Raw genomic sequence first — 24,723 nt, forward strand, 5'->3', positions numbered from 1 at the left:
TGAGCATGACAAAAAAAGTAGCGGTGATTCTTTCCGGCTGTGGCGTGTATGACGGCGCCGAAATCCACGAAAGCGTGATCACGCTGCTGCGCCTCGACCAGCGCGGTGCGCAGGTGCAGTGCTTCGCGCCGAACATCGCACAGATGCATGTAATCAACCATCTGACCGGCGAAGAAATGCCCGAATCGCGCAATGTGCTGGTGGAGTCGGCGCGCATTGCCCGCGGCGAGGTCAAGGATATCCGTGAGGCCAAGGCCGAAGACTTCGATGCGCTGATCGTGCCGGGTGGTTTCGGGGCAGCAAAAAACCTCTCCAACTTTGCCGTGGAAGGCGCCAATTGCAGCGTGAACCCAGACGTGCTGGCTTTGGCCGAAGCCTTTGCCGACGCCTGCAAACCCGTTGGCCTGATCTGCATCTCGCCGGCGCTGGCGGCGAAGATCTATGGACCGGGCGTGGTCTGCACCATCGGGAGCGATGCCGGCACTGCGGCGGCTGTCGAAAAGATGGGTGGCACCCATGAAGAATGCGATGTACACGATATTGTCGAAGACACCCAGCGCAAGCTCGTGACGACCCCGGCGTACATGGAGGCCAAGTCGATCAGCGAGGCGGCGGGCGGGATCTACAAGCTGGTGGACCGAGTGCTGGAGCTGACGCACGAGTAACTTACTGCGTCGGCTTCTTCGCGGGCATGCCCGCTCCCACAGGTCCAGCGCAGGCTTCAAGGTCACGCGGTACCTGTGGGGCAACTGTCTTGCTCAAATCTGAAAAGCCTGCGCAATCGCCTGTAGGAACGGGTTCACCCGCGAACACCGGCAGAGTCGGTGCCATCCACCGCGCCACGCTGGGCTGTTGCCGACAGGAGCCGTGTCAGTGCTCAGCCTTTCGAGAGCCGGGCAATGATCCGGTCCAGTGCATTGGCAAACGCCTGTTTCTCGCGTTCGCCATAGGCCGCCTGCCCGCCCCCCACCTGACCCTGCTCACGCAGCTCGGTGAACAGGTTGCGTGCCGCCAAACGGTCGCCCATGTTGCGCTCGTCGAACTCACGCCCACGCGGGTCCAGTGCGGCCACGCCCTTTTTCACCAGACGGTCGGCCAGCGGCACGTCACTGCAGATCACCAGCTCGCCAGGCACGGCGTGTTCCACAATGTAATCGTCGGCCGCATCCATGCCGCTGGGCACCACGATCAGACGCACGATCGCAAACGCCGGCTTGGCCACCGCCTGCCCCGCCACCATCACCACCTCGAACTTGCGCTTGAGGGCGAACTTGACGATCAGATCCTTGGCCGCCTTGGGGCAGGCGTCGGCATCGATCCATACACGCATTGGACACTCTCTACATGAACTCAATGCGCCCATCATGCCTGAAGCGCAGCGAAAGCTGGAGCAGGCCAGCGCTGGAAAAATGGCGCCAGAATTTCAATTACCGCTTATCCGACCCCGCCACTCAGGCTAAACTCGCCACAGCTTCAATGGCCTGCCCGAGCGCGCAATGAACCACCCTCACGAAATCCGCCCTGACCTGGACGAAGGCATCGACCGCAAGGTCCTGGCGACATTGCGTGCGCGCTTCCTGCATCTCAACCAGGGCCGACTGCAGCGGGCAAAGGAAGGCCTGTCAACGCGCCAGCAACAGGTACTGTCGTTGCTGCCGCTGCTGTTTCACGTGAACCACCCGCTATTGCCGGGTTACGTCTCCGGCAGCACCCCTGCGGGCGTATCGGCTTACGAGCCAAGCGCCGAGTTGGTGGCCGATGCCCAACGCCTGGCCCGCTCGTTCACTTACAAGGCCCAGCATGGCAACCCGCCACGCCCGATCCACGGCCTGTTCCTGATGGGCAGCCTGGGCTCGCTGGCGCAGGCCGAGCACAGCGACATGGACCTGTGGGTGTGCCATGCACCCGGCTTGCCCGAACAGCTGCTGGGTGAGCTGCGCCGCAAGTGCCAGCTGCTGGAGGCCTGGGCGGCAAGCCTGGGCGCCGAAGCACACTTTTTCCTGATCGACACACAGGGCTTCGCCCAGGGTCAGCGCGATGGCCAGCTCGGCTCCGACGACTGCGGCACCACCCAGCACTACCTGCTGCTGGACGAGTTCTACCGCACCACCCTGTGGCTGGCCGGGCGTACGCCGCTGTGGTGGCTGGTACCGGTGTACGAGGAACACAACTACTACAGCTACACCCAGACGTTGCTGTCCAAGCGCTTTATCCGCAGCCAGGAAGCCCTTGACCTCGGCAACCTGGCGCACATTCCGCCCGGTGAGTTCGTCGGCGCTGGCCTGTGGCAATTGTTCAAAGGCATCGACTCGCCCTACAAATCGCTGCTCAAACTGCTGCTGACCGAAGCCTACGCCGGCGAACACCCTGCGGTGCGCTGCCTGAGCCTGGACTACAAGCAGGCAGTATTTGCCAACCAGCTCGACCTCGACGAGCTGGACCCCTACGTGATGGTCTACCGGCGCATCGAACGTTACCTGCTGCAACGCGGCGAACCCGCGCGCCTGGAGCTGGTACGGCGCAGCCTGTACCTGAAGGTGAACAAGAAGCTCAGCGACCAAGGCCGCAGCCATGGCTGGCAACGCCGGCTGCTGCAGCGCCTGACCGACGAGTGGGGCTGGGACCAGCGCCAGTTGGCCCTGCTGGACAGCCGCAGCCAATGGAAAGTGCAGCAGGTTGCCGTCGAGCGGCGTGAGCTGGTGGCCGAGCTTAACCTCAGTTATCGCTTCCTCAGCCAGTTCGCTCGCACCCAGAACGCCAGCAGCCGCGCCGACCAGCGCGACCTCAATGTGCTGGGCCGGCGCCTGTACGCAGCCTTCGAGCGCCGCGCCGGCAAGGTCGAAGTGATTAACCCCGGCATCGCCCCTGACCTCGCCGAAGGCACCCTGACGCTGGTCCAGGCACCCAACCGCAAGGAGCCGGGCAGCTACCACTGGGAGCTGTACAGCGGCAACCTGAGCACCCATGAGGTGCAGCACTTCAGCCCGATCAAACGCTGCCGCGAGCTACTCGAACTGCTGACCTGGGCCCATCGCAACGGAGTGATCGACAGCAGCACCCGCATGGCGCTGCATCCAGGGGCCAGCGACCTTGGGGAATTCGAGCTGTTCAACCTGCTGGGCTGTCTGCGGCAAAGTGTCCCCCTGCCCTTGCCGACCGTCAGCGAAGTGCGCCTTTTGCAGCCCAGCGTTGCCGATGAGGTGTTGTTGCTGGTCAACGTCGGCGTCGACCCGCTGCGCCACCACCGCGAGCTGAACGTTTTGATGACCACAGAGCGCACCGACGCGTTGAGCTACGCTGGCGTGCGCGAAAACCTGGTGCTGACCCTGGACCAGGTCACCGTCAACAGCTGGAACGAGGTGCTGGTCCAGCGCTATGACGGTGAACACGCGCTGGTGCGCTGCCTGCGCGACTTCCTCAACAGCCCGGCGCAGCGCGGCCACCGGCCAAGGGTGCGAGTACGCTGCTTCTGCCAAAGCCGCGCCCAGCCGATCGGCCAGCGCGTAGAGGAAATTTTCGACACCGCCCAGCTGCTGCGGGATCAAGGGCTCCACCACCGCTACCTGCTGCAAGTGGCCCACCACACCCATGTGCTGGAGCTGTTACCCGAGCATGTCAGCCTGACGACCCTGGCCGAGCATGAGGCGCTACTGGCCTACCTGGGCGAAGAGCGAGGCACCTACAGCCCGCTGTACCTGGATGCCAATGCGCTGCAGGACCACGACCTGCGCCTGGTGCTGGAGCAAGGCCGGCCAGCCTGCATTCAGGTGTTCTACCGCCTGCAGGGCGGCTGGGCCGATGTGTATGTGCTGGATGAATACAACGCATTGTGGCAACAACGCCTGCCGCTGCATGACGAAGCGCATCTGCTGTTGCCACTGCAACGTTTTCTGCGCTCGGTGGTGATGCGCCGCGATGCCCGCCTGCCCCTCGATAGCCTGCGACCCGCCTCGCTGGATATCCACTACGCGCAGCTGCTGCCCACCGGCCCAGGCAAGGCACGCAACATCGAGCCGCGCCTGGCCCCGGCCGAGGGCAGCGACCAGCCTTACTATGAGGTACAGGCGATTATCCAGGCGGGTGTAGCGGGCGTGGCGCATGTGACGCTGTACTGCGACCAGCAGGAGTTTTCCGAGCTGGAACATGGTGAGCAGCTGTATGCGGTGGTGGCCAGGCAGATCATCGGTCAGCGCCGTGGCACAGCGCAGTACCGGTGCTATATCACCGACCTGGATTTGTCCGAGTTGCTGGATGACCGGCTGGGGGCAACGCAGGCCTACCTGAGCTACAAGCGGGTGCTGGAGCAGGCTCTGAATGAGGGGTTGGAGCAGGTTTTGGCGGAGGGCGCCTGAACTCGCAGCACAAGGCGGCGACAAAAGAGTGCATCTCTCTGTAGCAACAGCCTTGCGCTGCAAACGGGCCGCGAAACGGCCCCCTGGCCCTTACAGGTCGTAATCGCCCGCCGCCTCCGGCTGGTACTCCACTTCCAGCAGCTTCAGCTTGAGGGTCTTGCCCCCCGGTGCCGGCCAGTCGATCTGCTCGCCCACCGACAGCCCCAGCAAAGCGCAGCCAATCGGCGCCAGGATCGAGACCTTGCCTTCCGGCCCGGCATCCTTGGGGTACACCAGTGTCAGGTGGTAGTCCTTGCCGCTGGCTTCCTCACGGCAGTGCACCCGCGAGTTCATGGTCACCACGCCCGCCGGCACTTCCTCGTGACCGACCACCTGCTCGGCGCGGTCAAGCTCGTCCTGCAGGGCGAGCACACCCGGCGTACTCTCGTCGAGGCTGTCGATCAGACGCTCCAGACGTTGTACGTCCAATCGGGTGAGGATGAGGGAAGGCTTGGTGCTCATGATCCAGTCAGACTCCTTTGAACAGGCAGTTTTCAATGTGCAAATAAAGCAAAACCCCGCCCAAGGGCGGGGTTTGAGAAGGCTTTGGCGTCACCGACGCAGAACCCGACACTACCACAGCCGGGCAAATACTCAAGCCCCTGCGCTCAGTGTGCCTTAGCGCTGCTCGCGCAAGACCTGGGCCTCGCGGCAGATCTGACGGCGCCGTTCGTCATCGGCCGAGCGCCATTCGCGAATGTGCTCGACATGCCGATGGCAACCGGTGCACACCCGCTGTTCGTCCAGCCGGCATACGCTGATGCACGGTGACGGCACTGCAGGGCTGACGTTGCTATAAAGCGGCTTGGGCGGCCGGGCCTGGGCGCTACTCATGTCAGATTTCGTCGAAGTCCAGCTTCTCGCCGGCCCGCTCCCAGACGATACGCTCGAGCATTTCACCCAGCAACTCTTCGCTCTTTTCGCACACCCACTTGCCGCTGTCTTCGTCGTAATCGAAGTGGAAACCACCGGAGCGGTCGGCAAGCCACAGCTGGCGCAATGGCTCCTGACGGCTGAAGATCAGCTGGGCGCCGCCCTCGAACTTGACGGTCAGGACACCGGCGGAGTTCTCCATGTCCAGGTCCAGACCGCTCTCGTCGAACAGATCTTCCAGGGCCTGTTGGGTCGCGTCGACCAGATCATGGAAACGCGCTTCACTCAAACTCATTGCAGGAACCTCGAAATTGGCTGCGTTACAGGCAAGCCGGGCAAGATACGGGCGCTTGCCGCCGAATGCAAAGGTTTAGCCGTTGCGTTCACCGACCTCTTCGCGGGCAAGCCCGCTCCTACGGGGGGCTGCGCAGAGGCTAAGCATAGCCCGCCCGGCGGACCGGTCCTTGCATAGGCAAGCCGCCGGTCGCTCGGTATACTCGGGCGCAATACTGCATTTTTCTAAGGATTTCACCCATGAAGCGCCTGATTTCCTCCTTCGCGGCGCTGGTCGCTGTTGCCTGCCTCGTTTCGGCCTGTGGCCAGAAAGGCCCGCTGTATCTGCCTGAAGATGGCGATAACGGCAAAGCGCACACGTCGCACCAGCACCAGCCAAAAGCCAAGCCGGCCCCGGTACAAGAACAGCAGCCCGAGCTGCAGTCCGAGCCCGAGCCCGAGCAGTCGCCAGCGCAGTAAGGAAACCAGATGAACGCTTTCAACTACCGCGACGGTGAGCTGTTCGCGGAAGGCGTGGCCCTGTCGGCCATTGCTGAACGTTACGGCACCCCCACCTATGTGTACTCGCGCGCCCACATCGAGGCCCAGTACCGTAGCTACGCAGACGCCCTGCAAGGCACCGAGCACCTGGTGTGCTTCGCGGTCAAGGCCAACTCCAACCTTGGCGTGCTGAACGTGCTGGCGCGCCTGGGCGCAGGCTTTGACATTGTCTCCGGTGGTGAACTGGAGCGTGTACTGGCCGCTGGCGGGCGTGCCGACCGCGTGGTGTTCTCCGGCGTTGGCAAAACCCGTGAAGACATGCGCCGTGCCCTGGAAGTTGGCGTGCACTGCTTCAACGTCGAATCCACCGACGAGCTGGAGCGCCTGCAAGTAGTCGCCGCCGAAATGGGCAAGGTTGCCCCGGTGTCGCTGCGGGTCAACCCGGACGTCGATGCCGGTACCCACCCGTACATCTCCACCGGCCTTAAAGAAAACAAGTTCGGCATCGCCATTGCCGATGCCGAGGCCATCTACGTACGCGCCGCACAGCTACCGAACCTGGAAGTGGTCGGTGTCGACTGCCACATCGGCTCGCAACTGACCACCGTCGAGCCATTCCTCGACGCCCTCGACCGCCTGCTGGTGCTGGTCGACCGCCTGGCCGAGTGCGGCATACACCTGCGCCACCTGGACCTGGGTGGCGGTGTCGGCGTGCGCTACCGCGACGAACAGCCACCACGGGTGGCCGACTACATCAAGGCCATCCGCGAACGCGTGGGCGAGCGCGACCTGGCCCTGGTGTTCGAGCCTGGCCGCTACATCGTCGCCAACGCTGGCGTGCTGCTGACCCGCGTGGAATACCTCAAGCACACCGAACACAAGGACTTCGCGATCATCGATGCAGCGATGAACGACCTGATCCGCCCGGCCCTGTACCAGGCCTGGATGGGTGTCAGCGCGGTCAAGCCACGTGCAGGCGAAGGCCGTGCCTATGACCTGGTCGGCCCTATCTGCGAGACTGGCGACTTCCTCGGCAAGGACCGCGTACTCAACCTGGCCGAAGGTGACCTGCTGGCCGTAGAGTCCGCGGGCGCCTATGGTTTTGTCATGAGCTCCAACTACAACACCCGCGGCCGTTGCGCTGAAATCCTGGTCGACGGCGACCAGGCGTTCGAAGTACGCCGCCGCGAGACCGTCGCCGAACTGTATGCTGGCGAAAGCCTGCTGCCGGAGTAAGCCCATGCTGCTGCGTTTTACCAAGATGCATGGGCTGGGCAACGACTTCATGGTCCTGGACCTGGTCAGCCAGCACGCGCACATTCAGCCCAAGCACGCCAAGCAATGGGGTGACCGTCACACCGGCATCGGCTTTGACCAGTTGCTGATCGTCGAGGCGCCGAACAACCCGGAAGTGGACTTCCGCTACCGCATCTTCAACGCCGACGGCTCCGAGGTCGAGCAATGCGGCAACGGTGCGCGCTGCTTTGCCCGCTTTGTGCTGGACAAGCGCCTGACCGCGAAAAAGCGCATCCGCGTGGAAACCAAGAGCGGCATCATCGTGCTGGACGTGCAGAACGACGGCCAGGTGAGTGTCAACATGGGCCCGCCGCGCTTCATCCCTGCCGAAATTCCCTTTGTCGCCGATGCACAGGCGCCAAGCTACCCACTGGAAGTTGACGGCCAGTTGTACTCGATAGCCGCCGTGTCCATGGGTAACCCGCACGCCGTGCTGCGTGTAGACGACGTGTTTACTGCGCCTGTGCATGAGCTGGGCCCGAAGATCGAAAACCACCCACGCTTCCCACAGCGGGTGAATGCCGGCTTCATTCAAGTCATCGACCGCCACCGCGCCAACCTGCGCGTGTGGGAGCGCGGCGCCGGCGAAACCCAGGCTTGCGGCACCGGCGCCTGCGCCGCAGCCGTGGCGGCGATCAGCCAGGGCTGGATGGATTCCCCGGTGTCCCTCGACCTGCCCGGTGGTCGCCTGCACATCGAATGGGCCGGCCCCGGCAAGCCCGTGATGATGACCGGCCCGGCCGTACGCGTCTACGAAGGACAGGTTCGTCTCTAAACGAGTAACCGCCATGACCGATCAGCCCAAGGTTGTACCCAAGCAGTCCGCCGAGCTCGATGCCGAAGCGGTGGTCGCCTACCTGCGCGCCCACCCCACCTTCTTCGCCGAGCACGACGAGCTGCTGATCGAACAGCACATCCCGCACCAGCGAGGAGACAGCGTGTCGCTGGTGGAACGCCAGCTCAAGCTGCTGCGTGACCGCAACATCGAAATGCGCCATCGCCTGTCGCAACTGATGGACGTGGCCCGCGACAACGACCGGCTGTTCGACAAGACCCGCCGGCTGATCCTTGACCTGCTCGATGCCGGCAGCCTGGAAGAAGTGGTAATGGCGGTCGAAGACAGCCTGCGCCAGGAATTCCAGGTGCCCTTCGTCAGCCTGATCCTGTTCGGCGACAACGTCGCGCCGGTGGGGCGCTGGGTCAGCAATGCCGAGGCGCAGCAAGCCATCGGTGCCCTGCTGGGCGGTGGCAAGACCGTCAGTGGCAACCTGCGCGAGCACGAGCTGGCTTTCCTGTTCGGTGAAGAACAGCGCCGAGAAGTAGGCTCCAGCGCCGTGGCAGCTCTTGAGTACCAAGGGCTGCATGGGGTTCTGGCCATCGGCAGCCGCGACCCGCAACACTACAAGAGCAGCGTCGGCACCCTTTTCCTCGGCTATATCGCCGAAGTGCTCGGCCGCGTTGTGCCACGCGTTACCCAGACCCTGCGCTCGGTACGCTGATGAAACGCCAGCTGGAGGCTTATTGCGCACACCTGCGCAACGAGCGCCAGGTGTCGGAGCACACCTTGCTGGGCTACCGTCGCGACCTGGAAAAAGTCATCGCCTACTGCAAAGAACACGGCATTGCCGAGTGGCAGGCGCTGCAAATCCAGCAACTGCGCCAGCTGATCGCCCGCTTGCACCACCATGGCCAGTCCCCGCGCAGCCTGGCACGCCTGCTGTCGGCAGTACGCGGCCTGTACCGTTACCTCAACCGCGAAGGCCTGTGCCAGCACGACCCGGCCACCGGCCTGAGCGCACCCAAAGGTGAGCGTCGGCTGCCCAAGGTACTGGATACCGATCGCGCACTGCAGCTGCTCGATGGTGGCGTCGACGACGACTTCATTGCCCGGCGTGACCAGGCGATCCTCGAGCTGTTCTATTCCTCAGGCCTACGCCTATCGGAACTGACCAACCTCGATCTTGATCACCTCGACCTCGCCGCCGGCCTGGTGCAGGTACTGGGCAAGGGTGGAAAAGCCCGCGTACTGCCGGTGGGTCGCAAGGCTCGCGAGGCGTTGCAGGCCTGGTACCGCTTGCGCGGCATCGGCAACCCACGCGACCGTGCAGTGTTCATCACCCGCCAGGGCAATCGCATCAGCCCCCAGGCAGTTCGGCTGCGGGTAAAGGCCGCCGGTGAGCGTGAGCTGGGCCAACACCTGCACCCGCACATGCTTCGCCATTCCTTCGCCAGCCATGTGCTGGAATCATCCCAGGACCTGCGCGCGGTGCAGGAGATGCTCGGCCACGCCGACATCAGCACGACGCAAATCTACACCCACCTGGACTTCCAGCACCTGGCCGCGGTGTACGACAGCGCCCACCCTCGGGCCAAACGCAGCAAAGGCACAGACTCATGAGCATCAAGCTGATCACCTTCGACCTCGACGATACCCTGTGGGACACCGCGCCGGTGATTGCTACCGCGGAAGTCGTGCTGCGCGACTGGCTCGAGGCCAACGCACCCACCCTCGGCAGTGTGCCGGTGGAACACCTGTTCGCCATCCGCGAGCGCCTGGTGCAAGCAGAGCCCGGCCTCAAGCACCGCATCAGTGCCCTGCGCAGGCGCGTGCTGTTTCATGCCCTGGAAGAGGTCGGCTACAGCGAGCAGCACGCACAGACGCTGGCCAACGAAGGCTTCGAAGTGTTCCTGCATGCCCGCCACCAGGTGGAGATCTTCCCAGAGGTGCAGCCGGTACTTGAAATCTTGCGCCATCAATACATCCTGGGCGTGGTCACCAACGGCAATGCCGACGTCAGCCGGCTAGGGCTGGCGGATTACTTCCGCTTTGCGCTGTGCGCCGAGGACCTGGGCATCGGCAAACCAGACCCTGCACCATTCCTTGAAGCGTTGCGCCGCGGCGAGGTGGACGCGGGTGCGGCAGTGCACATCGGCGATCACCCTGGCGATGACATTGCCGGTGCCCAGCGCGCCGGGTTGCGGGCGGTGTGGTTCAACCCGCAAGGCAAGGCCTGGGCTGGCGATCAGGCGCCGGACGCCGAGATCCAGCGCCTGTCGCAACTACCTGACGTGCTTGCACGCTGGCGCTGACGGGGCCGCTTTGCGGCCCATTCGCGGGCACGCCCCCTCCCATAGGGACCGCGCAGGTCCTGAACCCTGTGGTGAACCTGTGGGAGCGGGCATGCCCGCGAAGAGGCCGGCACGGGCAACACAAAACCCACAGGCGTAAAAAAGCCCGCAGCGACGGCGGGCTTTTTTGCGATCAGCCACTCAGATAGGGCGGCTGCCGTACTTGTTGTCCGGCTTCTTGGGCGGGTCAGCGACCACGTTGGCCTCGACTTCCTGCACCTTGCCACCACGAGAAAGGAATTCTTCCATCGCCTTGGCCAGTGCATCACGCTCTTTCTGCTTGGCTTCCATGCTCGGCATCTCGTCTACCGAGACTGCTGCCTTGGATTTGCCCTTGGCAACGGGTGCCGGGCTGCTGTCGTCATCGCCAGCGTCTTCCACGCCGTCGTCAGCCGCCCCTTCAAGGACCTCATCACCCTCGTCTTCGTCGCCTACTTCGAGGTCATCATTTTCCAGATCGTCGTCGCTCATGTTCTACCTCATGACTTGCGAAAAGCAGGTTGGTTATAGACCAGTGCAGCCGTAGACCGGCAGCCACCAGTGAAAATTCAACTGGCCGTGGGTTAGGCCACTGCCCTTGGGTCGGCACTCCTGATGGGAGGCGGCACCCAGCAGGCCCTGCTCCTGGCAGGACCTGACAAATCCATTAGCCCCTGCTGGCCACACGCTATTGGCAAGCCTAGCAAAGGCTGGCGAAGTGTGTGGACTACTCGTCAAACACCCTTCGGCGCGCATTCTAGCGCGCCCGTGGAAAAAGCAAAGCACCATAAACGCCCTGTGGCTTGTAAGTTTTTTACCTACGTCACGAACGTGCCGAATAAACCGTTTGCCGTGCGGGAAATGCTGAAAAACTGGCAAAAAAATGCCCGGCAAGCCGGGCAATTTTTTACCGCGTCGCAGTTACAGGTTGTAGCCGCGTTCGTTGTGCTGAGCCAGGTCGAGGCCGACCGACTCTTCTTCTTCGTTGACCCGCAGGCCCATCACCACATCCAGCACCTTGAGAATCACGTAGGTGACGATGGCGGTGTAGACCACGGTGAAAATCACACCTTTGGCCTGGATCCAGACTTGCATGCCGATGTCGGTGACGGTACCGAAGCCGCCCAGCGCCGGGGCCGCGAACACACCCGTGAGGATGGCACCGATGATGCCGCCAACACCGTGCACGCCGAAGGCATCCAGGGAATCGTCATAGCCGAGTTTGCGCTTGAGCGTGGTGGCGCAGAAGTAGCAGAGCACACCCGAAACCAGGCCGATAATCAGCGCACCAATCGGCCCGACGGTGCCCGCAGCCGGGGTGATGGCAACCAGGCCAGCAACCACGCCCGAAGCGATGCCCAGAGCACTTGGCTTACCGTGACCGACCCACTCGGCGAACATCCAGCCCAGGGCGGCGGCGGCGGTCGCGATCTGAGTCACCAGCATGGCCATGCCGGCAGTACCGTTGGCGGCAGCAGCAGAGCCTGCGTTGAAACCGAACCAGCCGATCCACAGCATCGCTGCGCCCATCAGGGTATAGCCGAGGTTGTGTGGGGCCATCGGCGTGGTCGGGTAGCCCTTGCGCTTGCCCAGTACCAGGCAGCAGACCAGGCCTGCGATACCGGCGTTGATATGCACCACGGTGCCGCCAGCGAAGTCCAGTACGCCCCAGTCCCACATCAGGGCACCGTCACCGCTCCACACCATGTGTGCGATCGGCGCATACACCAGGGTGAACCAGATACCCATGAATACCAGCATCGCCGAGAACTTCATGCGCTCGGCAAAGGCGCCGACGATCAAGGCCGGGGTGATGATGGCGAACGTCATCTGGAAGGTGATGAACACCGCTTCAGGGAACAGCGCGGTGGCCGAGGTCAGGCTGTTGGGCGTGACGCCGCTGAGGAAGGCCTTGGAGAAGCCGCCAACGAAAGAGTTGAAGTTGAGCACGCCCTTTTCCATACCGGCGGTATCGAAGGCCATGCTGTAGCCGTAGACGACCCAGAGAATGCTCATCAGGCCGGTAATTGCAAAGCACTGCATCATCACCGACAGCACGTTCTTGGAACGCACCATGCCGCCATAGAACAGGGCCAGGCCTGGAATGGTCATGAACAGCACCAGCGCCGTTGCGGTCAGCATCCAGGCGGTGTCGCCGGAGTTCAGCGCTGGGGCAGCTTCCTCTGCCAGGGCAAGCCCGGGCATTACGAGGGACAATAGGGCTCCTAGCCCTGCGATCTTACGCAGAGTCATGTTGTTTTCTCCTGGGGCGTTGGGTTTGGTGAGGCTTTGTTGCTGCTTAAATCGCGTCGGTATCGGTTTCGCCGGTACGGATGCGGATTGCCTGCTCCAGATTCACCACGAAAATCTTGCCGTCACCAATCTTGCCGGTGTTGGCTGCCTTGGTGATGGCTTCGATTACCCGATCAAGGTCCTTGTCATCGATGGCGACATCGATCTTCACCTTGGGCAGGAAATCGACCACATATTCAGCACCGCGATACAGCTCGGTATGGCCCTTCTGCCGACCGAAACCTTTGACTTCGGTGACGGTGATGCCCTGCACGCCGATTTCCGACAACGACTCGCGCACGTCGTCCAGCTTGAACGGCTTGATGATGGCTGTGACTAGCTTCATGAAACTCTCTCCCGATTTGGTGGACTTGCCCCAGGAAAACAAACCCGTCTCAAGTCTAAGCGCAGCGGTTGGCTTTGTAACGCGTCGTCGGCATCCGGCTCCGCGTGCGCACTGCCTGGTCACAAGGAACTGCTTCAGTGCATGGCTCGTACAGGTCTTTGCAGAAACCTTGCCAGTTCGGACAAAGCGCCGAAAAACAGAGCGTTATGTGATTTTGTCGGGATTGGCCAGTCGCCAGCATCGGAAACATGCACAATTTCGGTGCGCCGAGGTGGAGCAAGCTGCGCGAAAAATGTGCAACTGATTGAAAACCGCACGCGATCTTTGTGGGAGCGGCCTTGCGTCGCGATGGGGCTGCGAAGTGCCCTACGATTTGTGCCTTGATGCCGATATTGCCAGGGCCGCTGTGCAGCCCAATCGCCACGCAAGGCCATTCCTACAAAGGCCAATGTGCACTCAGGCGCCAGGTTTGTGCGTGCTACACTGGCGGCCATTTCTCAGTTTCAGTGGACAGCCCCATGCTTGCGCCCAAAGCCCTTCTCGATGCCCTGAGCGACCAGGCCTCGCGCCTGTTCAGCAGCGATGCCGCCCAGCCCCGTGCGGAACTGGAAAGCCAGTTCAAAGTGTTGATGCAAGGTGCCTTCAGCAAGCTGGACCTGGTCAGCCGCGATGAATTTGACAGCCAGATGGTCGTACTGGCGCGCACCCGGGCGCGCCTCGAAGCCTTGGAAAAACAGGTAGCCGAGCTGGAAGCCCGGCTGAACCCAACTTCACAGGATGAATGAATGCAGCCCTCCAGCGCATACTCGGTACTGTTGTTTTCCTACGGCACCTTGCAGGATAAAGCCGTGCAACTGGCAAACTTTGGCCGTGAGCTGAACGGCCAGGCCGACCGTATGCCTGGCTACCGCATGGACTGGGTCGAGATCACTGACCCGGACGTACTGGCGACCAGCGGCAAGACCCATCATCCCATCGTTTCCCCCAGCAGCCAGGCCAACGACAGCGTCGCCGGCATGGTCTTTCAGATCAGCGAAGACGAACTGGCAGCGGCGGACCGCTATGAAGTTGCCGACTACAAGCGCGTCGCTGTCACCCTTGCATCGGGCCTGACAGCCTGGGTTTACGTGCGCGCCTGAGCCCGTCCGATGCGGGTTGAACCCGCAACGACTCGGCGTGGGTAAAGGTCTGTTTCGGTGGTAGCTCACTTGCATGCAGTGTGCCGCGGAACAATGCCGCCCCGCACTGAGTAAACAACGTCTTTACCCGACTGTGCGAATTGAGGACCTGGGCCTGGATATCACCAATGGCCGAATCCCTCGGTTGCAAGCTGGCCGCTCGGTTGACCCATTGAATGGCGGCAAAGCGGCTTTGCTTGCGGGTGCCACGTCCCTGCATCCAGGCCAGCCCCAGTTCGGCGCTGGCACGCCCTGCAAGCCACGGGTCCGGGTGCTCGACCAGGCTCAGCAGGTAAGCAACCGCCTCACTTCGCTCCTGCGCCTCACCAAACCGGCGTAACAAAATCCCCAGGTGTAACCGCGCACACGCATTGGTCTGCCCGTAGCCCAGCGCGTCGACAAGCAGGCGTCTGACCGCCAGCATGGCACTGCGCTCGTTCAAATCCTCATCGCCGTCCATGCGCAGGCAGGCCAGGTTGTATTTGGCCTGCCTGCTGCCCGTCTCCACCGCACGCTGCAGCCAGTACCCGGCTGCCTCGTCATCCAGGTAATGCGCCGGGGTGTTGGCCAGGCCGCCATGGTGCAGCTCATACAAGGCCAGGGCAGCACCCGGCAGGTTCAGTTCGGCGCAGCGTTCATACAGGTAGCAGGCCACTTCATGCCGGTTGGCTGCCCACAGCAATCGCGCCACTTCAAGCACTTCGAACCCCGGTGCCTGGCCCGCGAACTGGCGACTTACCGCCCGTTGCAACCATAGCCTTGCCTGCTCGGCCGAGCTTGGCAGCGCCCACAGCCCGAAACGGTGCCCGACAGCACGTAATGCACAGGCAGCAGCATGTGAAACGCCGTCACACAGGCGCTCAATGGCGCTGTGTAACAGTTGCCTCTCATCTGCCATGCCATTGCGCAGTATCAGCTCAGCCAAACAGCGAAACGGCACGCCCATGGCGCGGATGGCGCCGAGATCGGCATTGCACGCCAAGCTCGCGGCAAAGTCGCGCATAGCGCCAGCATGGTCGCCGGATGCCCTGCTGCGCAGCGCCCCCCGCCATGCCAGAACGACAGCACGTTCCCTGGGCCTCAACGGGCGTTGTGACCAGTCTTCGAACACGTGCTGCCAGTCGGCGACGGCCTGCAACGGATAAGCTTGTGGCAGCATCAGCCGGCCTTCGACGGCCATCCAATGCAGCGCATTACGCAAACGCTCGTCCCAGGTTGCGCATAACGGGCCATTGACCAACAGCTCGAACGCATCGAGGCTGCCGCCCCAGCGGGGCAGCAGGTACACAGCAAGGGCCTGGATCGCTTCGAAGCAGCCGGGGCGGGCGATCAGCGCATGGCGCAGCCAGTAATAGCGAGGGTCCTCGCTTTCATGGTCGACCCGCTTGCCCAGGTAGCGCGGCAGCGACTGAGGCAGCTCGGCCACGGGCAACAGCCCATGCCTCACCAGCAACGGCGCTGCAGCTTCCTGTACCTCTACATCGGCATGGGCACTGGGCCTGAAGCGTGCAGGCTCCCCCTGAAACAGTTGCAGCAACCAACCAGGCTCATGGAACTGCGCACTGATGCGCAGCATGCCAATGGCCGCTGCCACGGGGTGCGCAGAGCGGTCCATTGCAAGCAACAGGTGCGCAGTGGCGGATTCACAAATTTGCGCGACCGCCAGCAAGCGTGCAGCGTTGCGTGGGCCATCAACCTGCACCTGGCAGGCCCGGTGGAAGCAGTGCATACCCATTACCACTTGTGGGTGGTAAGCCCTGGGGCACGCGTCAATCCAGGCTCTGAGCACTTGGCTCAGGGCCTTGTCACTCAGGTTTTCCTGGTCGAGCAGCATGTGCCCTTCGATGGCCGCCAGGTAGGCCGGGAACTCGCCGGACGGGGCCTGACGCCACTGAGCCTCGAGCCTGTCGAAAAAGCGGTTGAGTTCAATGAATGCACTGGCCTGCACCAGTTCGCGGATTACCTGGCGCGTGCGGGCGAGCGTTTGCACGGAGCAATACCTCAAGTCCATTTGAAAGAAGACGCAGGGCCATCCCATGGCAACTGCGGTTACCCAACAACACTAAGTCATACCTGACGACTGCGCAAAACCTATTGGATCCATTTTTGCCGAAGCCCATGAAAACGCAGGGAAAACCCCTGCCCTGAAAAACCACGACGCACACTTGTTGCGCCTGCCGTGGCAGCACTGGCTATTCTTTGCCCAGCCGCAGGAAGCGGCATTTTCCAGCAACAACGGAGTGTTCATGTCCCTAGCCCTCGTCCACAGCCGCGCCCAGGTAGGCGTGCAGGCACCGGCGGTCAGCGTCGAAACCCACCTGACCAACGGCCTGCCTCATCTCACCCTGGTCGGCCTGCCGGAAACCACAGTCAAGGAAAGCAAGGACCGGGTGCGCAGCGCCATCGTCAACTCCGGGCTGAAGTACCCGCAGCGGCGCATTACCCAGAACCTCGCCCCCGCCGACCTGCCCAAGGATGGCGGCCGATATGACCTGGCCATCGCCCTGGGCATCCTCGCCGCCGACGGCCAGGTGCCGATTGCCACCCTGGTCGATATGGAATGCCTGGGCGAACTGGCGCTGTCGGGAAAATTGCGCCCGGTGCAGGGCGTGCTGCCTGCAGCACTGGCGGCACGCGAAGCAGGCCGGGCGCTGGTGGTACCACGGGAAAATGCCGAGGAAGCCAGCCTGGCCGGCGGGTTGGTGGTGTATGCGGTGGGCCACCTGCTGGAGTTGGTCGCCCACCTGAACGGCCAGGTGCCGCTGCCGCCCTACGCAGCCAACGGCCTGATCCTGCAGCAACGCCCCTACCCGGACCTGAGCGAAGTGCAGGGCCAACTGGCAGCCAAGCGTGCCTTGCTGCTGGCTGCGGCCGGGGCGCACAACCTGTTGTTCACCGGGCCGCCCGGCACCGGCAAGACCTTACTCGCCAGCCGCCTGCCCGGGCTGCTGCCACCGCTGGACGAGCACGAAGCGCTGGAAGTGGCGGCAATCCAGTCGGTCAGCGGGAAAGCGCCGCTGAACAGCTGGCCACAGCGCCCCTTTCGCCACCCCCATCACTCTGCGTCCGGCCCGGCGCTGGTCGGTGGCGGTAGCCGACCGCAACCAGGTGAAATCACGCTCGCCCATCAGGGCGTGTTGTTTCTCGACGAACTTCCGGAGTTTGAGCGGCGCGTACTGGAAGTGCTTCGCGAGCCATTGGAGTCAGGTGAAATCGTGATTGCCCGTGCCCGCGACAAAGTGCGTTTCCCCGCGCGCTTCCAGCTGGTGGCGGCGATGAACCCCTGCCCTTGCGGCTACCTGGGCGACCCCACTGGCCGCTGCCGTTGCAGCACCGAGCAGATCGCGCGCTATCGCAACAAGCTGTCCGGGCCACTGCTGGACCGCATCGACCTGCACCTGACCGTGGCTCGCGAGAGCACTACATTGAACAACCAGCCTTGCGGTGAAACCAGTGCCGATGTCGCCGTCAGGGTGGCTGAAGCGCGGGAGCTGCAGCACAGGCGACAAGGGTGTGCGAATGCATTTCTCGACCTTGAAGGTTTAAGGCATCACTGTGGGTTGGTAGCGGCGGACCAAGTCTGGCTGGAAGGGGCCTGCGAGCGGCTGACCTTGTCGCTACGCGCGGCGCACCGGTTGTTGAAGGTGGCGCGGACGTTGGCGGACCTGGAGGGATGCGAGACGATTGGCCGGACGCACCTGGCCGAGGCCCTGCAGTACCGGCCGGGGAGCAGTTAGATTGCCAGGGCTGTGATGCCCCCTGCAGGCGCGGGTTTACCCGCGAAGAGGCCGGCACAGCCATACCTCACTGACCGCCAGCCAAAGCCTCTTCAACCACCTTCAGCAGCACCTCTTCAGAAAACGGCTTGCCCAGGCAGGCCAGTGCCCCAAGGCCCATCGCTGCCCGTACCGAGCCATCATCCCAATGTGCCGACATGCAGATCACCGGCAAGCGCCTCCCCCGCTGTGCCAGCTCACGCTGTACCTCCAGCCCGCTCATCCCCGGCATCTTCAGGTCCAGCAACACACAACCCGCCTCGCCCGCCAGTGGCGAGGCCAGGAATGCGTGCCCGGCGGAAAACGACAAGGTCTCGAACCCCGCCGAGCGCAGCAGGTTGGCCAGGCTTTTGCGCACCGAGGCATCGTCGTCGACGATGCACACCCCTCTGTTCATGCGCCGCCCAGGCTCGCAGTCCGCGCTCCGAGGAGGTTGTGCATGGCCGCAAGCTCCAGCAGCGAGCGGGACTGCATCTTGTTCATGATGTTCTTCTTGTGAACCTTGGTCGTCACCTCGCTGGTGCCGATCTGCCTGGCGATCTGCTTGTGCGACAAGCCGCCTGCCACCAGCGAGAAGACCTGGCGCTCACGCTGAGTCAAGCGCTGGTACTTTTCCTCGACCTGCCGCGCCTGCAGCCACTTGCGGCCTTCGGCCACGGCCCGGGCGCGCACTGCCTGCAGCAGGGTCAGCAACTGGTCTTCATCGAACGGCTTGGTCAGAAACTCCACCGCGCCGGCGCGCATGGCCTGGACGGTCATCGGGATGGTGCCGAAACCAGTCATGAACACAATCGGCCAGGGCAGCGCCAGCCGGCACAGCGCATCCTGTACCTCCAAGCCGCTTGTACCCGGCAAGTGCATGTCCAGCAGCAGGCAGGCACAGGGGGTTTCCAGGTGGGCCTCGAACAGCGCCTCGGCACTGGCAAACAAGTGGTGCGGGATATCCTGCGAGCGCAACAGCCGGCCCAACGCGGTGCGCACCGACGGGTCGTCATCCACCACCAGCACCGGCACATTCACGCGCTCATCGAGCGGCTCGACAGTCTCGGCCAGGCTGCGCAGCAATGACCTGCCCAGTGCCTGACCAGGCACCTCGAGGCTGATCTGCGCGGCCAGGCGATAGCCCCGGCGCGGCACGGTCTGGATCAGGCTACGGTCGCCAAAGGCCTTGCGCAGCAAGGACACCTGCACCTGCAAGTTATTGTCCTCGACCACCGTGCCGGACCACACCTGGCTGAACAACTCGTCCTTGCCGACCACGCGGCCCTTGGCCCTGATCAGCGTGGCCAGCACGTCGAAAGCGCGCCCACCCAACAGGATCGGCTTGCCGTCGACAAAGACTTCGCGCCGCTCCAGCGACACCTGGGCATTGCCTATTCGGATCATGGCTTCCTCGCGCGGGCACAGGCGTTTTCGCTGTCCGGGGCAGCCTAGGCCAGCGTACGCGTTCAGACAATTATCCCGAGGGATAGGTTGGCCAAAGGACTATACAAAAGCCCGCCAGCCCTCAGGGGACGATAACGGACAACAGCGTGCCCGTTCCTGCCAAGCAGGCTGTAACCCGCATCCACGCTGGGCCCGCTGCGTATACTCGCGCCTCAGGATGTCGCTAGCGGGGGTGCTTTATGCTCGATGAACGCCTTGCCCACAGGCCCATCGATTACGACCAGTCAATCGACGAGGGCTGGCTGAAGCGGTGCGAGATCAGCGCGCTGGGCCAGGAAGGTGAGCTCAGCTATTTCCGCCTGCGCGACCCCGCTTCACATCAAGCCTGGATCGCCGTGCGCGCGCCGCTCGAGGCACCTTCCGCCTGTCAGCGCCTGGAGCGTGACTACCGCCTGCAACTGGACCCGCAGTGGGCGGTGATCCCCTCGGCGTTCGTGCGCTCGGCCGAAGGCCCCTTGCTGGTGTACCCGGCCGGGCGCTCAGTCGCCGACCTGATCGCTGAAGGCCCTGCGGCGCTGGAGCCGTTTCTCGACATCGCGGTGAACGCGGCCCATGCGTTGGCGCAAGCGCACGAACGCAATGTGCTGCACGGTACATTGCAGCCCGAACATGTGTGCCTGCGCGCCCACCAGCGGGTGCGCCTGGGCTTCTTTCGCGCCGACCCGGCAGAGCGGATCAGCGAACAGGGCACCCCGCTCGGCAACTGGGCCTACCTGGCGCCGGAGCAGGTTTGCCCGCACGGTAGCAGCAGCGACCGGCGCAGTGACATCTATGCCCTGGGGGCAATCCTCTACCAGTTACTGGTAGGCGAGCTGCCGCTGGCCGGGCGCGACACCCAGCACTGGCGACAGCTGCATGCCGGCGTGCAGCCGCGGGCGGCCAGCGAAGTGGACAGCAAGGTGCCGCCCCCCCTCAGCCTGGTCCTGGCAAAGGCCTTGGCCAAAGAGCCGGACGCCCGCTACCAGAGCGCGCGCGCCTTTGCAGTGGACTTGGCTCACTGCCAGCGGCAGTGGGCCGCCCACAAAACCATGGCACCCTTCACCCCAGGCTGCGCCGACCCGGTAGCGCCCGACCACGCACGCCTGTATGGCCGCAGCGCCGAGCAAAAGGCAATCACCCTGCTGCTCAAGGCCTTGCATCGCGACAGCAAACCACAAGCCCTGGTCATCAACGGCGCTACTGGCATGGGCAAGTCGAGCCTGGTCAAAGCAGCTCTCAAGGACAACGCCGAAGGTTACTGGGCCGTCGGCACGTGCAACAGCCACGCCCAAGCAGTGCCCTACACGCCCTGGATCGAAATACTCGGTGCCCTGACTACCCAGTTGCTGGCCAAGAACAGTCAGGACCTCGTCACCCTGCGCCGCGAAATCCAGCGCCGTATCAAAGGTCACGGTCGTCTGCTCGGCAAGCTGGCCCCGGACCTGCAACTGATTCTCGGCCCCCTGTCCCAATTACCCGCCAAGCCCACGCGCCTTGTGTTGCAGAAGGAGCTGCACGCGATCATTGAATTCCTGCAGGTTTTCAGCCGACCTGGCCAACCGCTGGTGCTGTTCTTCGACGACCTGCAATGGGCCGACGACGCCACCCGGCACCTGTTGGCCCAACTGCTGGCTGAAGCGCCGGCCAACCTGCTGCTGATTTTCACCCGGTGCAACGATACGCCCACCACCAGTGCACCGCTGGCCATACCCGCAGCGGTGCGCAGCACCACGCTGAACCTGCGGCCGCTGGCCGTTGGAGCGGTGGCCGAGCTGATTGGCGAGCGCTTCCATGTTGCCCCCGAGGCCGCATTTCAACTGGCCGAGCGGGTGCATGGCAAGACGGCGGGCAACCCGTTTTTCATCAACCAGATTCTCAGGGCCATGGTCGAAGACCAGCTGTTCATCTTTGACACCCAGGCCATGCGCTGGTCATGGTGCCTGCAGGCCGTGGCCCGGCACTGCTACTCCGACAATGTCGCCGACCTGATGGTCCACCGCCTGGAGCGCCTGCCGGCACCGCAACGCGACCTGTTGCGGGTCGTCAGCGCGGCGGGCAGCCACTGCGATGAACACCTGCTTCGGCAAGTGCTCGCCCAACCGCCAGTCGAACCCTTGAAAGCCTTGATTGGCGCCGGCTTCCTGCAACCGGGCCAGAATGGCCTGGGCTTTACTCATGACCGGGTGATGGAGGCCGCTTATGCACTCACGCCCGTGCACCAGCGCGCCTCGCTGCATGCACGTATCGCCCTGGCCATGCGCCGGGCTTGGCCAGGCCACATGCACGAGGTGCTGTTCGAGCTCGCCAGCCAGCTACAACGCGCCACCCCATGCGGGTTTGCAGCGGATGACTGCGAAGCGTTCCTGCAGCTTTTACGCGAAGCCGCATCACGCGCACGCGACGCCGGCACCTTCGAGCAGGCCGCTGGCTACCTGCACACTGCCGAACAGTTGCTGCAGCACAGCGCCACGCTGGAAAGCCGCGCCACGCATGGCTTTGCCATCGCCTGCATGGCGACGGAGTGCGACATGCAACTGTCACGAACGCTCGCGGCCGAGGCCCGCCTCACTGAATGCCGCCAGCGTGCTCGCTCGGTGTTGGACCAGGCACGGGCGTGCCGGCTGCAGGCACTGCTGTACACCTTGCGCGGTGACTATCAGGCGGCCATCGACAGCGCCCTGGCCGGCCTGGACTTACTGGGTATCAGCCCGGTGCGGGGCCTCGACTGGCAACAGGTCGAGGCCAGTCATGCCCATGTGCAGGCGTTGATCGAACAGAAGGACCGGCATTGCCTGGAGTCACTGCCGCGCACCGATTCGGAGGAAGTGACGGTTGCCATCAGCCTGCTGGCCACTCTGTCATCATCCTTCTTCGTGAAGGACGACATCAGCTTCCTGCACCTGGCCAAGCTCATGGAGATGTCGCTACTGCACGGCGTTGCCCCTGGCAGCACCTACGGCATGGCCTGGTACGGCGTGATGATTGCCGAGCGTTTTGGCGCTTACCATGATGGCCATGCCTGTTGCCTGGCCGCGCTCAAGCTGATCGAACGGCACGGTTTCGACGCTGATCTGACCAGCGCGCTGCTGGCCCTGGACCAGGTCAGCGCCTGGACCTCGCCCATGGAATTCGCCCGACGTACCGCGCTGGACGCGGTCGACTCGGCGCACCTGAGCGGTGACCTGGCGATGAGCTGCTATGCCTGCAACCACCTGGTTTCAGATTCGCTGTTCATGGGCCGCTACCTGCCGGACGTGGTCGAGGAAGTGGCGCAAGGCCTGGCCACTGTGCGTCGCCACGGCTACGGCGATATCGAGCAGATCCTGCTGGCCCAGCAAGCGTTCGTCGCCAACCTGAGCGGCATGCCCTGCCCGGCCCCGGCCACTGCCTCGAGATCTCCCACCACGCGGTTCTTCCAGCACCTGTTCGCCGCCATGTGCGCCTTCTACATGGGCAATATCCCGAAGGCCATGCGCGACCTGGCATTGGCCGGTGACAACAGCTGGGCGGCACCGGCGCACATCAACCTGGCTGACTATCATCTGTTCCGCGGCCTGGCCCTGGGCAGCCCCGAGGCCCCGGGCAGTCTTGCCGACAAGCTGCGCCAGTTGCAGGCCCTGCGCGAGCGCTTCAGCCGCTGGGCCGGCTTCAACCCGGCCACCTTCCGCAGCAAGCAGTTGCTGATCGAGGGCGTCATCGCCAAGCTCGAAGGCGACGGCCTGGCCGCGATCCGCTGCTTTGACCAGGCGCAAATCGCCGCCACCGCTGCCGGTTTCATCCACGAGCAGGCACTGGCCCACGAACAGCTGGCCGAGGTGTGCATCCCCAGCGGCCTGATCTCCGGCGCCAACCTGCACCTGCGTATCGCCCGCGACTGCTTCCATATCTGGGGCGCGACCGGCAAGGTGCACCAGCTTGAGACATTGCATCCGTTTCTGCGCACCCAGCCGATTCAGGAGACCTACCGTGCCACCCACCAGGCCAGGCTGGACCTCGAAGCCGGCATCGAAGCCGCGCGGGCGCTGTCCGAGGAAGTGCTGCTCGAAGGCCTGATCGAAACCCTGATGGGCCACCTGACCCAGCACTCCGGCGCCGACCATGGCGCGCTGCTGATTGTAAGCGGCGCCGAATTCCAGATGGCCGCCCTGGCCTACATCGACGATGCCGGGCTGCACGTGAGCATGGACAACTGCCAGAAGTTCATGACCCAGGCACCGCTGTCAGTCATCAACACCACCATGCGCACCCGCAAACCGCTGGTGCTCAATGATGCCCTCAGTGAGTGCCCGGAGGCCTTCCGCCAACAGCTGCAGGCGCGCAACGCCCGCTCGGTGCTGTGCCTTCCGCTGGTGATCCAAGGCGTGCTGATCGGCCTGGTGTACCTGGAAAACCGCCTTGTGCCCAACCTGTTCGGCGGTCAGCGCCTGGCCATGCTGGAAATCCTCGCCTCACAGGCAGCGGTGTCGCTACAAACGGCCAAGTTCTACACACGCCTGGCCGAAGAAAACCAGATCCGCGCACAGATGGAGGCTGAGTTGCGCCGCTCGCGTGCGGAACTGGCGCGCAGTGCGCACTTGCAGGCGATGAATGAGCTGTCAGCGTCCATCGCCCACGAGATCAGCCAACCGCTACTGGGCATCGCCTCCAATGCCGCAGCCAGCCTACGCTGGTTGAAACGCCCCAATCCCGACCTGGAAGAAGCAATTGCCGGCCTGGAAGACATCCGCAACGACAGCGAACGGGCCGGCAACATCGTGCGGGCGCTGCGGTCCCTGGCCAAGCAGTCACCGATGCAACTCAAGGCGGTGAAGCTGGACGAATTGATCCGCGAGGTGGTGCGCCTGACCTCGGCCGACGCCGCCAAGGGCAAGGTGGATGTGCAGACGCAGCTGAAGGCCGGGGTGTGCGTGACAGCCGACCCGGTGCAGTTGCAGCAGTTGGTGTTCAACCTGATTACCAATGCCCTGGAAGCGTTGGCGGGGTATCGCTGTGACGGGGTGCTGAAGATTACGTCGGCGGTAGTCGAGGACGAGGTGGAGATCTGCGTGGACGACAACGGGCCGGGGATCGCGGCGGACGAGCGTGAGCGCGTATTCGATGCGTTTCATACCACCAAGACCGGTGGCATGGGGATGGGCTTGGCGATCTGCAGTTCGGTCGCTCAGGCCCACGGCGGGCAGCTGCAGGCGCTGGTGTCGCAGTTGGGTGGATGCCGGATTCGTTTCAGTCTGCCTGTGCATCACGCATAGCCTGTGCCGGCCTGT

Annotated in this window: 21 protein-coding genes and 1 pseudogene; 12 read left to right on the top strand and 10 right to left on the bottom strand. The window is 63.6% G+C overall.

The features are described from left to right. Positions 1-5: 5 nt before the first annotated feature. Positions 6-665: an isoprenoid biosynthesis glyoxalase ElbB gene (elbB, locus tag I8746_RS21820; protein ID WP_017148021.1), complete on the top strand. Its 660-nt coding sequence runs from the start codon at positions 6-8 to the stop codon at positions 663-665. A gap of 212 nt (positions 666-877) precedes the next feature. On the opposite strand, the gene I8746_RS21825 is transcribed toward elbB, so the two are convergent. Beyond that, positions 878-1,330 (bottom strand): YaiI/YqxD family protein, encoded by a 453-nt coding sequence (locus I8746_RS21825; RefSeq protein ID WP_014592810.1) that lies wholly within the window; start codon positions 1,328-1,330, stop codon positions 878-880. Between the two features lie 166 nt (positions 1,331-1,496). Here I8746_RS21825 and I8746_RS21830 point away from each other — a divergent pair, with 166 nt between their 5' ends. Beyond that, positions 1,497-4,352, top strand: coding sequence for a class I adenylate cyclase (locus I8746_RS21830; protein WP_070096551.1), 2,856 nt, complete (start codon positions 1,497-1,499; stop codon positions 4,350-4,352). 90 nt (positions 4,353-4,442) lie between these two features. Here I8746_RS21830 and rnk read toward each other — a convergent pair whose 3' ends face one another. The 3 genes and pseudogenes from rnk to cyaY all read right to left on the bottom strand — a co-directional run bounded on the left by rnk (position 4,443) and on the right by cyaY (position 5,559). Further along, positions 4,443-4,853, bottom strand: a complete 411-nt coding sequence (gene rnk / locus I8746_RS21835; RefSeq protein WP_003253652.1) for a nucleoside diphosphate kinase regulator — start codon at positions 4,851-4,853, stop codon at positions 4,443-4,445. A 146-nt stretch (positions 4,854-4,999) separates the two neighbouring features. Next, a pseudogene (locus tag I8746_RS21840) lies at positions 5,000-5,225 on the bottom strand (DUF1289 domain-containing protein). 1 nt (position 5,226) lies between these two features. Next, complete coding sequence (gene cyaY / locus I8746_RS21845) at positions 5,227-5,559, bottom strand: iron donor protein CyaY (RefSeq protein WP_004575827.1); 333 nt, start codon at positions 5,557-5,559, stop codon at positions 5,227-5,229. 239 nt (positions 5,560-5,798) lie between these two features. Between cyaY and lptM the strand changes: the two genes are divergently transcribed. From lptM to I8746_RS21875, 6 genes are read left to right on the top strand one after another with little or no spacing between them, the layout of a single operon-like run. Continuing rightward, positions 5,799-6,017 carry an LPS translocon maturation chaperone LptM gene (lptM, locus tag I8746_RS21850; RefSeq protein WP_014754810.1) on the top strand — a complete coding sequence of 73 codons (219 nt, stop codon included), beginning with the start codon at positions 5,799-5,801 and terminating at the stop codon, positions 6,015-6,017. Between the two features lie 9 nt (positions 6,018-6,026). Then, entirely contained in the window at positions 6,027-7,274 is a 1,248-nt protein-coding gene (gene lysA / locus I8746_RS21855; protein ID WP_010955746.1) for a diaminopimelate decarboxylase, read from the top strand. Positions 7,275-7,278: 4 nt separating this feature from the next. Then, positions 7,279-8,109, top strand: a complete 831-nt coding sequence (gene dapF, locus I8746_RS21860; RefSeq protein ID WP_003253647.1) for a diaminopimelate epimerase — start codon at positions 7,279-7,281, stop codon at positions 8,107-8,109. Between the two features lie 13 nt (positions 8,110-8,122). After that, positions 8,123-8,833, top strand: a complete 711-nt coding sequence (locus tag I8746_RS21865; RefSeq protein ID WP_003253646.1) for a DUF484 family protein — start codon at positions 8,123-8,125, stop codon at positions 8,831-8,833. After that, the gene (gene xerC / locus I8746_RS21870; protein WP_003253645.1) at positions 8,833-9,732 is read left to right on the top strand and encodes a tyrosine recombinase XerC; all 900 of its coding nucleotides are present in this window, start codon (positions 8,833-8,835) and stop codon (positions 9,730-9,732) included. Before I8746_RS21865 ends, xerC begins: the two co-directional genes overlap by 1 nt. After that, positions 9,729-10,424 (top strand): HAD family hydrolase, encoded by a 696-nt coding sequence (locus I8746_RS21875; RefSeq protein ID WP_088512605.1) that lies wholly within the window; start codon positions 9,729-9,731, stop codon positions 10,422-10,424. The genes xerC and I8746_RS21875 overlap by 4 nt, the downstream gene beginning before the upstream one ends. Before the next feature lie 180 nt (positions 10,425-10,604). Here I8746_RS21875 and sutA read toward each other — a convergent pair whose 3' ends face one another. From sutA to glnK, 3 genes are all read right to left on the bottom strand, one after another. Beyond that, positions 10,605-10,934 (bottom strand): transcriptional regulator SutA, encoded by a 330-nt coding sequence (gene sutA, locus I8746_RS21880; protein ID WP_003253643.1) that lies wholly within the window; start codon positions 10,932-10,934, stop codon positions 10,605-10,607. A 429-nt stretch (positions 10,935-11,363) separates the two neighbouring features. Next, positions 11,364-12,695 carry an ammonium transporter gene (locus tag I8746_RS21885; protein WP_003253642.1) on the bottom strand — a complete coding sequence of 444 codons (1,332 nt, stop codon included), beginning with the start codon at positions 12,693-12,695 and terminating at the stop codon, positions 11,364-11,366. Positions 12,696-12,741: 46 nt separating this feature from the next. Beyond that, positions 12,742-13,080 (bottom strand): P-II family nitrogen regulator, encoded by a 339-nt coding sequence (glnK, locus tag I8746_RS21890; protein ID WP_002555808.1) that lies wholly within the window; start codon positions 13,078-13,080, stop codon positions 12,742-12,744. Between the two features lie 518 nt (positions 13,081-13,598). On the opposite strand from glnK, the gene I8746_RS21895 reads away from it, so the two are divergent. Beyond that, entirely contained in the window at positions 13,599-13,865 is a 267-nt protein-coding gene (locus tag I8746_RS21895; RefSeq protein WP_003253640.1) for an accessory factor UbiK family protein, read from the top strand. Continuing rightward, positions 13,866-14,219: a gamma-glutamylcyclotransferase family protein gene (locus I8746_RS21900; RefSeq protein WP_012054068.1), complete on the top strand. Its 354-nt coding sequence runs from the start codon at positions 13,866-13,868 to the stop codon at positions 14,217-14,219. It begins immediately after the preceding gene. Here the strand turns inward: I8746_RS21900 and I8746_RS21905 are convergent. Beyond that, on the bottom strand, positions 14,173-16,248 hold the full coding sequence (locus I8746_RS21905) for a DUF4034 domain-containing protein (protein WP_221101053.1): 2,076 nt from the start codon (positions 16,246-16,248) through the stop codon (positions 14,173-14,175). The genes I8746_RS21900 and I8746_RS21905 overlap by 47 nt on opposite strands. A gap of 256 nt (positions 16,249-16,504) precedes the next feature. Between I8746_RS21905 and I8746_RS21910 the strand changes: the two genes are divergently transcribed. Beyond that, positions 16,505-17,995, top strand: coding sequence for a YifB family Mg chelatase-like AAA ATPase (locus tag I8746_RS21910; protein ID WP_088512671.1), 1,491 nt, complete (start codon positions 16,505-16,507; stop codon positions 17,993-17,995). A gap of 67 nt (positions 17,996-18,062) precedes the next feature. On the opposite strand, the gene I8746_RS21915 is transcribed toward I8746_RS21910, so the two are convergent. Then, positions 18,063-18,431, bottom strand: coding sequence for a response regulator transcription factor (locus tag I8746_RS21915; RefSeq protein WP_012054073.1), 369 nt, complete (start codon positions 18,429-18,431; stop codon positions 18,063-18,065). Continuing rightward, entirely contained in the window at positions 18,428-19,420 is a 993-nt protein-coding gene (locus I8746_RS21920; protein ID WP_012054074.1) for a response regulator, read from the bottom strand. The genes I8746_RS21915 and I8746_RS21920 overlap by 4 nt, the downstream gene beginning before the upstream one ends. 239 nt (positions 19,421-19,659) lie before the next feature. On the opposite strand from I8746_RS21920, the gene I8746_RS21925 reads away from it, so the two are divergent. Further along, a complete protein-coding gene (locus tag I8746_RS21925; RefSeq protein WP_088512607.1) occupies positions 19,660-24,708 on the top strand; it encodes an ATP-binding sensor histidine kinase in 5,049 nt (1,682 codons plus the stop codon). The last annotated feature ends 15 nt before the right edge of the window (positions 24,709-24,723 follow it).

It is taken from the genome of Pseudomonas sp. USTB-Z (assembly GCF_019691255.1).
Taxonomy (GTDB): Bacteria; Pseudomonadota; Gammaproteobacteria; order Pseudomonadales; family Pseudomonadaceae; genus Aquipseudomonas; species Aquipseudomonas alloputida.